The organism is Flavobacterium sp. 316, assembly GCF_000967805.1.
Taxonomy (GTDB): domain Bacteria; phylum Bacteroidota; class Bacteroidia; order Flavobacteriales; family Flavobacteriaceae; genus Flavobacterium; species Flavobacterium sediminilitoris.
Window position 1 is genome coordinate 384583 of record NZ_JYGZ01000003.1, and the last position, 14222, is coordinate 398804.

Sequence of the window (14222 nt, forward strand, 5' to 3'; positions counted from 1 at the left end):
CGTATGTACTTTTTGATGAATAACTAATTTTGAAAATCGCGTAAGGGTTTCTCCTCCTATTTGGATGACTATTCGTGTACTTATTGCCATGATTTTGTTTGTTTGTTTGTAAAATGTATAAGTAGGTAAATTTAATAAAAAAAATATTAAATTTTAAACTATTTGCTTCAATAAAAAGTAAAATTCATAATTAAAACTGATATTTCTTCACTTTCATCTACAAAAATGCAGAAAATAACACTTTCTTATGATATTCTTTTTTTTGAATTAATAAATATAACTCAATCTGCACTTTGCATTATAATTCTATTAATATTTTTCCCTTTTTTTTCTAAAATAATACTAGTAACCCCTCCTTCATACTCTAAATTAATATCCACTTTATTTTCACTAATCTCATAGTTTATTTCAATAAGTCCATTTTCATTTATTTTTAAAGATTTATTTTGTTGTGGGATTTCTTTTAAAAGATATTTCCAATCTGTTATAAGTTTTTTACCAATAATACCTTTATATATATCTTTAATATCACTATTTAAAAAAACACATTCTTCTCCAGTCATCATGTCTCCTTGTATGCTTTCACATTGTACTTCTTTATTATCAATTATGATACTTTTACTTGTTTTAGTTCCACAGATTTTATCTAAACTATGTTTATTTATGATTTTTGTATCAAAATTGATTTCTACAGGATTCTCAGGATCAAATGTAACATCATAGAGTTTATTCGTTTTTGGTTGCAGTTCAAGCCAAGAAATAGCATTTTCTACAATCTGTTTTTCATTTGGATTGTCTGAAAGGTTGTTTTCTATATATAATTTAATTATAATTTTTTCATCTGAAATTTCTTCAAGTCTGATAAAAATATCATCAAAATTTTTAATGCTTTTTAAATTACTTGAAAAAACAATTTTACGAACAACTTCATCGCATGTAACAGAATCATTTTCTACTGAAACATCAGCTTTATTATTAGTACTTCCGTTTTTAATAACGCTTTGCTCAATATTATCAACTCTTTTTTTACAACTAAAAGAAAAAACTAAAAAGATTAGTATAAGTATTCTTGCCATATCTTATTTTATTTTTATTATTACTCTCTACAATCCTTCAACAAATCTTGCTCTTATTCCCCTAAGTGACGTTACATAAGCTTTTTGAGCCGTTTCACTATTTTTATTAAACCAGCGAGCATAATTTCCATTATATTTTATAATGTATTTCACTTTATATTCCATTCCTGCCAATACTGATGGTAATTTAACAAACTCTTTTTGAGTAGTTGTAATTTGGGCATTTCCACCTACTCCACTCAAACCTTTTCCTTCATAAGCACTCCAAGTTCCTACTGGCTGTTCTATAAAAAGACTTGAGTCCCAACCATAATAAGGAGGAGATCCGAAAGCTTCCATTCCTCCTGTACCACAATTTTGATATTGTTTTGATTTAAAATGACTAGTTTCTAATCTATACATTTTTTCAACAATTGTTATCAAATCTTTTCCTGATACTTCAATTTCTTTCTCAGAACCTTCCCACTTCCAACTCCATGTTTCATCTTTATACTTATTATATAATTCTGTTATAGCTTCCTTACCATCTTCTTCTGTAAACAACTGATTTTCTGAATTTTCTCCAAATGTATTTTTATACCCTTCTTCTAAAATTGTAATAGAATCTACTAAATCTGTTCTTCTCATAAATGGTTTATCTCCTGTAGATAAAGCAGTAGTTAAGTCATATCCTTTTTCTCCTGTATAATGTTCAAAATGTAGCATATATACTGTTTCTCCACTTATAACAGTTATACCTACAAGATGTCCTGTTACTCCAATTTGTTTTCCTTGGGTTATAGAATCACCTTCTTTAACCGTTATACTACTTGGAGCTAATTCCCCATATCTAATAATGAATTTCCTTCTATCATTTGTTTCGTGAAGTACAGTTACTTGATGTGTTTGCGCGTAAAAATTTTTTACTTCTAACACCTTACCTTTACATATTGCGACTACTGGTGTCTCAGGAAGAGTATACAAATCTCTCCCCGCATGCTTCCTAGTTCCTCTTGATCTGTTAGAATTAAATGCTGCTTGATTTGCCCCTTGACTAGCTGCCCAATAATAATTATTTCCCCATTTTTTTCCTGTATCATTTTCGGGCTTTATCAATAAAGGAAAAATAATTTCTTTTATTTTACCTATTACAAAATAAGCTCCATCTTTTTTCAAAAATTTGCCTTTATGGTTTTTGTTTTCGCCTGCACATTCTGCTTCCAACCATAATTGCTCTGTTTCTTTTTTATATGTTGAGAAAGTTATAGTATCCCCTTTATTATACGTTTTCTCCTCTAATACTGCTTCCACATCTTCTTTATAAGCTGTTTTACCACTTTCCATTTTTGGGTTTCCAAATTTTCCTTCTTTTGCATTAACAACTATAATTTCTGCTATTTTCGCCTTATTTTCTGCATTTATTGCGGTTCCGTTTTCATTGTTAAATGTATAAGTATAATTTCCATCTTCTTTCCCTTTAGCAATTTTTTCTTTCCATTGTTCTAAATCTTCATCTGATTTTGGTCGTAATTGTATTGGCACTTTTCCAATGCCATTTTCTACAGTAACTGTAAATTGATTTTTTTCGGTTCCTTGTACTTCTTCTGAAGTTTCAGTTTCCTCCATTTGCTCTTCTGTAATTTCTAAAACAGGTAAAATTGCATCTGGTGACCCTTTTATAACACCGTCTTTCTCTTTTATTGTTATTGTAGCTTGTTTCCCGTCTAATCCTGCTGTTTCTACTACTAAATAAACTTTTCCTTCTAAAGGTGCTGAATTAATAGGAATTAATTTTGGTCCTAATTTAAACGTTTTAAGTTCAACTGTTTTATTATCCTCAGTATCTTTACCATATTCTTCTGCTGTTAAAGACTGAATAATGGCTTCTTTTGTGGTATATCGTTTTTCAGCCTTTAACTTATCATTTATTTTTGCTTTGTTTAAAATAGCATCTGCAACAGCTTCCTTTTCCTGTGGAGTTGAAGTTTTGTTAGCTGCTTTATTTCCTCCAAAAGTGTACTTATAAGTTCCTGCATCTTCATCTGTCTTTTCAATATATTCTTTTTTAGCAAAATAAGCATTAAGTAAGCCATCTTCCGCTCCAATAACTGTTGGTGTTTTGTTTTCTGGTACTTCTACATCAATAGCTCCTGGATCAACAGTTACAGGCTCACTTTTAACTGGTTCTGCTTCTACTGGTGTTTCAGCGCTATTTGACTCTTCCGTAGAAGTATTATCTTCTAAAGGTACTGGTGATTCTTGTGGTGGATTTGCTACATTTACATTACCGCTAGATGTTAATCCTGGTATTTCTCCCATACTACGAGCTGTTACATAAAATTCATGATAAGCTCCTTCATCACTATCGCCTTTTGCTAAATAAGCATTTGCAATTCTTTGAAAATCGGGTTCTAACATAAATTGAGCAAAAGCAATACCGTTACTTCCAACCTCAGCCGTAATTGTTTTGAGATGATTTTGATCATTCTCTGAACTATGTCCACTACCTTGTGCATCATCTTCATATAATGACAACATTAAAGAAACACCTTGCATTCCTGTTGTATGAACATGCGCATTTATTGTTTGACCATAAGCCAAAGGACCACTTATTGGTTGATCGTTAACATCGGTAAGGTCTATTTTTAATATTTCTGCTTTCTCTGTTCCAATTATTGTAATTTCTATTGAACTTGAATCATTTAATGTAGGCTCATACATATAAGCAACTATAAGAAATTTTCTTCCTATTGCTTCTTCTCTAAATCTTACTCTTCCTTCCGATTTTTGCAAGACTAAAAGTGGTGGTTTTCCAGGTTCCAAATAGTATATATCCCATTTTACTGATGATGTTACTCTACTTGCCAATGGTGTTTGACTATGCCATTCTGAAACAGTATAGTTTTCCCATTGTCCTGCCACTACTTGTGTTTTCCCTTGTATTGCCTTGATTCCTTTCATAATTTAAAATATTATTCTAAGTAGGTTCTTGGATTTGTTGCTGCTTAAAGTTTAAAAAAAATATTACTTAGCACACAGATAGCATATCCGAATTAGTACCTTAGAAATACGAAATATTGCAATTTAGTAGAATAGTCATTGCAAAATATTTGTATCATTCATTATGTATGATTTTAAGAACTAGTTCATTTTTTCTAAAAACCCTTTGTTTGTAATCTTAAATTTATTTTTATTTTTTAGAGTGATCTTACCATTTTCAACTGCATTCGTTTTCACTTCTACATTATAATTTTCATCAATACTAAAACTTGTAATTTCTTTATAACTATCATCTCCAGGCTCATACCATTCTCCTTCAACATATTCATTAGCAACAACCTTACTATTAAATATTGTAAGTAAATAATAGCGATAATTAAAATCTGAACAATCCATTGGAACTAAAACTATTTGTACATCCTCTAAATTTGGTAAGGCAATATATCTTAAGTTCTTTTCATTACATAAAAAGTCTTCAACTCCTAAAATATTATCACATTTAAGAATATTATATTTTACATTCTTGATATTAGTTTTTACACTATATGGCAATTTAAAATCGCTTTTAGCAATGCAGTTAGATGGATTATTTATTATTTTAAGATTATCTTCTTTTTTGAAACAAATAATATATCTTTTGTAGTTTAAAAAAATCAAATTATTTGAATAAATAGCATCTCCTCCTTCCATAAAGTAATCTTTAAATGGAGAAACATTATTATTATTTATATCTAAATTTATATAACTAACTGTATTTTTTATATCTATATCAAAAAAATCCTTATATACTTTAGTATAATAACTATAGAGATATTCCTTTCCAAAAAATTTCTTTGCGTCCATTTCTTCAATCTTATAGAAAGATTTTGAGTTATTAATAGAAATTGTATCTTCTGATAATAACATCTCAACGTTTTTAAATTTTTCTATAACTTCTTCCTTCGAGATTTCCGAAAAATCTGTTTTCCCTCCACTTTGAAAATGAGAATCATAATAAATATATTTCTCATATTTATTTTCTTTATTGATCTTATTTATTGATGTCGTATCATTCTCTACAAAAGAATCTTTAGTGACAAAATCTGCACTAACTTCATTGGTTGAAATTTTCTTTTCTTTACAACTATAACCTAAAAGTAATAAAAAAAGCACACTACTAATTCTTATTTTATTAATGAGTTGAATCATAAACATTATTTTTAAACATATTAATTTCCGCATTTCTTCTTTTTACCAATCCAGATGTTCCTCCATTAGTCACATCAGCCATTTCATCTGCACCAGCTTCATATTCTTTATTATTTATATTTTTCTTTATCTTAGTTTCCCCATCATTAGCACCTCCAATATTTAGAAAATTTGATCCTGTATTAAAAACAAGACTAACTAAGGCATCAAATTCATACTGATACAGAGGGACTGTGATGTCTCTTTGTATTGACTCTTCAAATTCAGCAAGTCTTGATTCAAATAATTCAACAGCTTTTTCTTCAGTTATTCCATTTTTAAATTCATCGGGAATTGTTATTTCTTCACATTTCTTTTTCTCTATTAAATGCCCATATCCTATAGTACAATAACCTTCAGAGTCATTATAAGGCATATCTTTAAAATCCTCCCAATCCTTAATAAACTGTATACCTTCTTCAGATGTTGTTAACTCTTTAGGATCAACCCTTTCAGAAGATCCATCTGCTGCTTTGTCAGAATTATTTCCATCTGCATTACACATACAAGTATTTTGATACCCTAATTCATTTGCTAGCAAAACTATACTTTTACCATTAAGTCCTGCGATATCTTTAGCAAAAAATGTATCTTCTAAATATACTAAATCAAATTCTCTTACATCATAATGTACCCATGTGGTTGCACCAATTGCGGTTGATTCTAAATTAAAGATATTTTTTTCTTTCCAATCCCATTTTGCTCCTAAGTATTTATTAAAAATATCTTTCCTAATAGTTTCTACATCATCATTATCTCTAGTTCGAACTCCTGACTTATTAAAATGTAAGTCTAGTGCTTTTCCCATATGATTTGTAGAACTTCTATTATTATTCTTATTATCTTCATGACAACGATATCCTGAGCTAATTTTATTGAGCGAAAACCTTCCATCTTTAGCTAAATAAAAAATCACTGATCTCATTGAAGACAACATACTTCTGTGTATTCCAGGATATTCATATTTTCTACTTCTTTCAGCTATAGCACTATCCTGTTTTTCTTCAGAATACAGCCCTTTTCCAAAACCAGTACAAGTTCCACATTTGCATTTTATTTCGTCAAAAGTAAAATTATATTTAGACTGAAATTCGTCAATTGCTCTTAAAACATTTCCGCAAATCTTACCTGTTTCGGGTATTTTCATATAGTCCTTTTGAAACTGTTTTATCATTTTCTCGGTCCTATCTGTAAATTCATCTGTAGGAACATTTCCTCCAAAACCTGCTAAACGAATATTTACCTCTCGTATTAGTTCATTTTTATCTCCTTTTTTAATACAATATACTTCACCACATTTTGGCTCTTCTACTTCTTCTATTGTAGTTGGTGTTTTATTTTCTGGTACTTCTACATCAATAGCTCCTGGATCAACAGTTACAGACTCACTTTTAACTGGTTCTGCTTCTACTGGTGTTTCAGCGCTATTTGACTCTTCCGTAGAAGTATTATCTTCTGAAGGTACTGGTGATTCTTGTGGTGGATTTGCTACATTTACATTACCACTAGATGTTAATCCTGGTATTTCTCCCATACCACGAGCTGTTACATAAAATTCATGATAAGCTCCTTCATCACTATCGCCTTTTGCTAAATAAGCATTTGCAATTCTTTGAAAATCGGGTTCTAACATAAATTGAGTAAAAGCAATACCGTTACTTCCAACCTCAGCCGTAATTGTTTTGAGATGATTTTGATCATTCTCTGAACTATGTCCACTACCTTGTGCGTCATCTTCATATAATGACAACATTAAAGAAACACCTTGCATTCCTGTTGTATGAACATGTGCATTTATTGTTTGACCATAAGCCAAAGGACCACTAATTGGTTGATCGTTAACATCGGTAAGGTCTATTTTTAATATTTCTGCTTTCTCTGTTCCAATTATTGTAATTTCTATTGAACTTGAATCATTTAATGTAGGCTCATACATATAAGCAACTATAAGAAATTTTCTTCCTATTGCTTCTTCTCTAAATCTTACTCTTCCTTCCGATTTTTGCAAGACTAAAAGTGGTGGTTTTCCAGGTTCCAAATAGTATATATCCCATTTTACTGATGATGTTACTCTACTTGCCAATGGTGTTTGACTATGCCATTCTGAAACAGTATAGCTTTCCCATTGTCCTGCCACTACTTGTGTTTTCCCTTGTATTGCCTTGATTCCTTTCATAATTTAAAATATTACTCTACGTAGGTTCCCGGATTTTGTTCTTGCTCCTGTTTAAAACCACTAGTATCAGCAACAGGATTTATACTACTTGCAGCTTGATCATCTGTTTTTCTTGCTTCTTGCTTACTGGCATTCCCTTTTTGTCCGTGATTCACTACACTAATACAATCTGCACCTCCTATTGGACAAGTCGCTTTACTATCTTCTATAAGAATTTGACCTTTATTAGACAGTGTTACATTTTTATAAAAATTACTCCATTTTGTAATAACTGCTTTACAAGGTAAATAATCACTACTTGTAGGTTGTAATTTACATTTTCCAAAAGTGTTCTTTTCCAAAGTTTGACCAATTTCTTTTGTTGTTCCAATTAATTTCTCGGAACCATCTTGATCATTAGCATAATGTTTACTATGCGATAAGACTTTTAATTTATCTGTTTTGGGCTCTACACTAAATTTGCATTTAACAGTAGCTCCTTGTACTAGTATATGTTTATCACTCATGACTCATAATTTATTATATTATGTCTTATTGACGATCGTGTTTAATGATTCTTTTGGCGTTTTAGTAACTAAAGAATTGCTTATTAATTCTATTGAAATTTCATTTTTCTGAATACTATCTAGTTCTAATTCGCTTGTTAATTCTGCTTTTTCAATGAAAAACTTATTTGAATTTAAATTGAATTTTGCTTTAAATTTCCCTTCTACTTTTTCATTTGAATTTTCAAATCGAGAGAAAAATGGCATGTCTAAATTTGATTCGAAATCCAATTTTACTCTTTTATCATTGACATGTCCATTTATTTCTATATGAATTTGTTTTTCTTTACTGACATAAGGATCAATCTTTTGTTCAACTTCATATTCAACGTCTTTAATCCTTGAAATTAAAGGAAAATATAATGGTCTTTTAACATTATACTGTGACGAATAATCAATGTAAACTTGACTAAAATATGTATTTAAAAAAACGTCTTTAAAAAGTAATGTTTGCAATTTTTCTTTATCAAATATGTTTTTCTCATAATACAAAAGATAATTTTCAATTACTATTCCTTCAAATTCTTCTAAAATTGATGTTTTTAATTTCGGCCATCTTTCTACTATTTCTTCATGTTTATAAATCTCGATTAGATTTCCTTCCTCTGAAATTAAAAGTTGCAATGGATAAAAAACTTCCTCTGTTTTTTCGATAACATTATATAAGTTCCCGTCTAATTTATTGTCTTTTACCTTGTTTAATTTATTGACTTCAAACCAATAATTCTCTTTTACTTTTTTTATGTATTTAACTTCTATTTGATAGTTATATTTATATATTTTTTTTTGGGAAAATACTTGATTTTTTACTTGATATAGTAAAACATTCTTAAATGATTTAATTCCCAATTTAGTTCCTCCATTAAATTTTACTTTTGGTAAATGTTCTAATTCTTTTTCATTTATTGAACGTGGTATATATAACTCTTGCAAATCTTTTGGAAAAGTGACTCCAATTAAGCTTTCTTGGTTAGCAAAAACATTGTGAAAATGAGCTACTTCTTGTGGCGTTTTTTCTAATCTTTTTGCAACATTAATTAAAGTGTCATTTTCTTTTAGCTTATAAATATTGTATTTTGACTTCATATAAAGTTTAGGAATTTATATAAAAAACAATTTGGGTTTTAAAAATTATACGTTTTGACTATTTCTACATTTTTGAAAATTTGATTTCTGTTTTATAGCTATCCGAATTGTCTATTTTTTTGGTTATTATTTCTGCTATTCCATATTCTTCATAATAATCTGACAGAATCTCACTTGAAAATCCTCCAGGATCATCACTGTTATCAATAAAATAGGATGTTTTACTATTCTTTTTATAAAAAATTGAACTGAATTGTATTGTTTTATTATCTTGAAATACAGAATCTATTTTCTTTGAATGGTACGTTAATAATTCATTTTTAAAAGATTCTAAATCTTCCGAAATACCAGAAACTAATACGCTTTGATAATAAAAAAATTTTCCTTTATCTTCTCCTCTACTAAAAGTACCTTTTCTTGAATGATTTTTTAAATCGATAAATGTTTCTTGATGATTACATGACATTATAAAAAAACTTATTATGATTATTAATTTATTCATTTTTCAAATTATATAAAATTAGGGTTAGAAAGTTCCTTCAAACTCTTTTTCAAATTTAATTTTTGTTATAAATGGTTTATATCCTCTTAAATGTTGTAAAATAAACCATGTTACAAATGCTTCCCCAACACTTGGTATAATATTAAATATTTTTTCCATATCTGGTAAATCTAACCCAAAATGATCCCAAAGTATAACTTCATATTTACAAGTATAATTGTTATTATCATTTTCCATTTCTTTAATGGTTATTTGAGTTGCCCAAATGTCATTTAATGCAATTGTCAAACCTTCCATTTTATTAACATTATATATTGGTCGTGTAAAAGTTTTATTTTTATTCCCTCTATCTATCTGTATATCACCATAATTACCCAGATATGGTTTTTTATCTTCTATTTTTTGTAATTCTGTACTATTTTCTTTTATTTTAGTTTTTAAATATTCTTCTACATCATTGCAATATTTTTTTGTGACTTCACTTTCTATTATTGCATTTGTTAATATTTCATTTTCATAAATGCCTCCTTCATTAGCTTTAAATTTTGCAATCATCTGTTTCAGATTTGTTTCTAATAGTCCTGTAGCAAAATATAAAGAAGCTGTTTGTTCAAAGTCCCAAAATAAAACATCATCAGACAAATTATTAAAAACTCTTATGTCTAATCCTGTAGATATAGGTATATCAATATTTGTAAATGGTATTCTTGCATTGTATGCAGCACTATAGCATTCTGCTTCACTATATTTTGCTTTTCCATTTTTATCCGATAATATTGCTTTATTCGAGATTTTTTCATCTAGAATTTCGTCGAATCCATTTTCTTCATATCTTGATACGTAGTCACTTACTTCACTACTTTCAAATATACTTCTTCCTTTTTTTATTCCAAACCCGTAACACAAATCATCGGCAGAATCTGTTCCATTTTCATTCAATCCTGGTATTTTATATCTATCAACGATAATTTGCCCCACTTTTAAGTATTCATCTTTACTAATTGGAAATTGCCCTGCTTCATTAAAGTAACTACATTTAAAATAGAGTTCTAAAACTTTATCAACTTCATCTTGAATAAAAGAATCTATATTTTTTAATGTTATCGTTTTTACAATTTTATTATTCGATACTTTTTCTGAAAAACTTTCTTTTTTTGTTAAAGAATTAATTAAAGTAATTTTATCATCTTCATTTTGTGTTGCTTCATTTTCACTATTATCTTCTTCAAATAATGTCATAAAAACGGAACTATCGTTTGGAATATTTTTAGTTTCAAGATGAAAATAAACGGTCATTCCTGGAATTGCACTTTTTATTTTTTTATTTCCCTCTATATCCAAAGACCACCAACCTTTAACAAAATATTGATTTAAAACAGGTGGAGTTTCTGGCTCTCCAAAAACTACTCCTTTACCAGAAGTTACACTTATATTTCCGACTGCATTGATAGCAATGTCATTTTCGGCATAATAAATTTCGTTTCCTCTCGTTCTCTCGGTTATTGTTCCTCCTACACGTCTAATTCTTGTCATTTTTTAAAAAAATTATAAATACAAGTGTTTATTAATGTTCTTAAAAGCAATTACTCTCTTTTTATATCATATCACGTTTATTCTTCATGAAGGATAATTGAATCATATTTTATTAACAGGTCAACATTTGATCCTCCAAATAAATTTTTATAATTAATTATTGTGTCTTTATATGTTTGTTTTGAAAGTTTTAGGTTATAGATTACGGCTGGTGCTTCTCCTCCAATCATTACAAACTCTTTATATGTTTTTTTATTAAAAGAGAAATATCCTTTTTCATTTGTGTTTACGCATTCATCATTCAAACATACTTTTACTTCTTTCAATGGTTCATTTTTTACATTATAAACTCTTCCTTCAATTTTAGGTGTTTTTAATCTTGTAACACAAGAAGAGGTTAAAAATATTATAATCATTAAAAACGGAATCTTTTTCATCTATTTTATTTTAATAATTGAACACCACAATAGTCCTAACACATCTTTTTCTGCAGCTAATGTTCTATCAAAATCATAGTAATTATCACTATAATATTCCATTAGATTATTTTCTCCTGTAAGTGGTAGAGGGTTATTTTTTTGTTGTTGTGTTAATAACGTTGAACTTCCTTCATGAGCATAAGAATAACCTTCTCCTCCAAATGTTTTTATTAATTCATGTCCTATTTCATGAGCTGCTGTAAGCTTAAAATCTCGTTCTTCACTAAAAGAATGGGAATTAAAAACTACTCTTTCTGGCACAAAAATGTTTGCAAAAAACGACAACACGCCTGTTACGCTTCCTGGGTTGCTTGATCTTATCCTTTTAGTTTCACTATTGTATGTTAGGTTAATATCATCCATTGCATTTTCTTGAGAATTTAGAGCATTTACTGTAACCAAGTATTCTTCATTATTAATTGTTACAAAATCTGTTGGAGGAATTAAACTTGTTCTAGTTCTATTTCTACTCCAATATGTTTTCAATCCTTCTAGAGCCATTGACTCTAAGTCTGAAAAAGTATATTTTGGAACACCATCACCAATAACTCCGCCATCTTTAAGATTCACTCTCAATGTAACGTCAATATTTTTTGAGTTATCATCAATTTTTATATCAACCCATTTTACTTTTTTATACTTCGCGTTTATAGTTTCTTTTACTTCATTATCTGCACCAGTTACCTCAACTATTAACTCTCCTTCATTGAAAACTGTACTATCATATATTTTGGCATCTGAAAAACCGTTCCACTCAATTAATGCTTTTTCTCCTACTGCAATCTCATCTATATTTTTTGTAACCAAAGTATTTCCATTATGGTTAATAAGGAAAGTTAATCCTTTTGCTGTTCCTTTTCTTGACAGAATTTCAAATTTAATTTTATCATTCTCTGTTTCTCCTTTAAAATTTTTAAGTCCTAGTGGGAGAAAATTATCTTTTATAATTTTCAAACTTACTTCGGTTTGTTCATTATTAGGTGCTTTCTCTGGATTGTCAAAAATCACTCCTTTAGCAGAAGTTATACTAATCATTTCACCTGCATTGATAACAATATCGCCTTCAGCATAGTAAATTTCATTACCACCTGTTCTTTCTGTTATTTTCCCTTTTACTAATCTTGTGCGTGTCATTTTAATCCCGTTTTAATTGATAATAATAAATCCAATTACTTAAAAGCACTTTAAAATATTTAATTTTCAATAATTTACTTAACTATTTTTTCTCTCTTTCTTTTCTACTATTAAATTCTGATAATGATTCATATCCTACTTTCAAATATTCAATGCGCCATTTGCTGTGTAGGTTAATTCATAATATTGCAAACGCCCTTCTCTACATTCTGTTCCTGATGCTCTATAATTGCCTCCAAAAGTTTCAGTAGTATTACCAGAATCATTAACACCGTCTATATCGTCATCTACATAACCAAACTTGCTTGAAAAAGATAAATCTTCTCTATAACTATTAATCTCAACTACTTTCATTCCTGCTCTAACAGGAAAACCGTGTAAATCGACATAACCGTTATAAATTGTATATGGGTAAACATAGTTTTTAATTCTTTCTTTTTTATTTCGCAACTAACAACTTGAATTAATTACCAAATCGGAAAAGAGAATAACCGATGAGAAACAAATTCATCATACATTAATTGTCTTTTTTTTGAATTGCGCACATTGACCTATTGATATATCACTCATCCCTATTGATAAGTAAAAATATGTTTTCCAACAAGGCTTATTCTTAATAGGTTTAAAACCGTAATAGTGTGTATTTAAAAGAAAATATCTTTTATAATCCTCTTAAATTAATTACTTCCCATTCATAGGCAGCATTATTTAAAATTTTCACATAGGAAATTCTCTATATTTTCCTACTTCATATCTAATTTTACTATGTTCAAAATATTTCTGTCTTGTAAGTTTCAATATTTTTATTGGCTTCAATTTTATCAATAGCAAATATTAGCACCCTTAAAAACAACTAGTGTAACTAAAAATAAATTATTTTGACAATTTTATTCATTTAATCAGGCTCACCAAAACTTACTCCATTAGTTGACGTAATATTTATATTCCCGACTGCATTAATCACAATATCACCTTCAGCGAAGTAAATTTCGTTTCCTCCTGTTCTTTAGTTATTGCTCCTCCTACATGTCGGATTCTTCCCATTTCTTAGTATAATTTGGATTTCTTTGTACTATTTAACTTCACCTCTTTTTGAGAATGTTTTGCAACTTCTCCTTCGGTCGATTGAGTTATACCTTGTTTACTACTGACAACTCTATCTTTTTCTGTGCTTGATTGTAAATTACCTGTTATGAATTCCATTAAATCACCTACTACATTTAACATGCTGCTTCCTCCGACAAAAGTATTATTCATCATTCCTATAGTTGAAGATTTATCTACACCAACTGTTTCAATCATATTAACACCTGCTGAAGAAACTATATTTTGACCAGCAGTCATATTTATATTTGTTCCCGCATTTAATGTTATTTCATTAGGAGCATTAACACTAATATTACCTTTACCATCCATCATCCATGTATTACCACTTGGGTCTTCTACAAAAACACTTCCTTCTGCATCATTCATGATAATCTTAGT

At 29.0% G+C, this 14222-nt stretch carries 11 protein-coding genes and 1 pseudogene; all 12 read right to left on the bottom strand.

The genetic code is table 11. The annotated features are described in order from the left end of the window. Nucleotides 1–281 precede the first annotated feature (281 nt). On the bottom strand, nucleotides 282–1076 hold the full coding sequence (locus SY27_RS18165; RefSeq protein ID WP_052705220.1) for a hypothetical protein: 795 nt from the start codon (nucleotides 1074–1076) through the stop codon (nucleotides 282–284). Nucleotides 1077–1103: 27 nt separating this feature from the next. Further along, on the bottom strand, nucleotides 1104–4016 hold the full coding sequence (locus tag SY27_RS18170; RefSeq protein WP_052705221.1) for a M23 family metallopeptidase: 2913 nt from the start codon (nucleotides 4014–4016) through the stop codon (nucleotides 1104–1106). Nucleotides 4017–4196: 180 nt separating this feature from the next. Next, nucleotides 4197–5243 (bottom strand): hypothetical protein, encoded by a 1047-nt coding sequence (locus tag SY27_RS18175; protein WP_152640736.1) that lies wholly within the window; start codon nucleotides 5241–5243, stop codon nucleotides 4197–4199. After that, complete coding sequence (locus SY27_RS18180; RefSeq protein WP_052705225.1) at nucleotides 5227–7458, bottom strand: glycoside hydrolase family protein; 2232 nt, start codon at nucleotides 7456–7458, stop codon at nucleotides 5227–5229. Before SY27_RS18180 ends, SY27_RS18175 begins: the two co-directional genes overlap by 17 nt. Nucleotides 7459–7469: 11 nt before the next feature. After that, on the bottom strand, nucleotides 7470–7964 hold the full coding sequence (locus SY27_RS08155; RefSeq protein ID WP_045969027.1) for a DUF4280 domain-containing protein: 495 nt from the start codon (nucleotides 7962–7964) through the stop codon (nucleotides 7470–7472). 18 nt (nucleotides 7965–7982) lie between these two features. Next, complete coding sequence (locus SY27_RS08160; protein ID WP_045969028.1) at nucleotides 7983–9089, bottom strand: hypothetical protein; 1107 nt, start codon at nucleotides 9087–9089, stop codon at nucleotides 7983–7985. A gap of 64 nt (nucleotides 9090–9153) precedes the next feature. Then, the gene (locus SY27_RS08165) at nucleotides 9154–9591 is read right to left on the bottom strand and encodes a hypothetical protein (RefSeq protein WP_152640737.1); all 438 of its coding nucleotides are present in this window, start codon (nucleotides 9589–9591) and stop codon (nucleotides 9154–9156) included. 24 nt (nucleotides 9592–9615) lie between these two features. After that, nucleotides 9616–11124 carry a DUF3289 family protein gene (locus SY27_RS08170; RefSeq protein ID WP_045969033.1) on the bottom strand — a complete coding sequence of 503 codons (1509 nt, stop codon included), beginning with the start codon at nucleotides 11122–11124 and terminating at the stop codon, nucleotides 9616–9618. Nucleotides 11125–11201: 77 nt separating this feature from the next. Further along, on the bottom strand, nucleotides 11202–11561 hold the full coding sequence (locus tag SY27_RS08175) for a hypothetical protein (protein ID WP_045969035.1): 360 nt from the start codon (nucleotides 11559–11561) through the stop codon (nucleotides 11202–11204). Continuing rightward, on the bottom strand, nucleotides 11562–12737 hold the full coding sequence (locus SY27_RS08180) for a hypothetical protein (RefSeq protein ID WP_045969037.1): 1176 nt from the start codon (nucleotides 12735–12737) through the stop codon (nucleotides 11562–11564). Between the two features lie 141 nt (nucleotides 12738–12878). Next, a complete protein-coding gene (locus SY27_RS08185) occupies nucleotides 12879–13187 on the bottom strand; it encodes a hypothetical protein (protein WP_045969039.1) in 309 nt (102 codons plus the stop codon). Nucleotides 13188–13784: 597 nt separating this feature from the next. Further along, nucleotides 13785–14222, bottom strand: a pseudogene (locus tag SY27_RS08190) (type IV secretion protein Rhs); the annotation flags it as partial.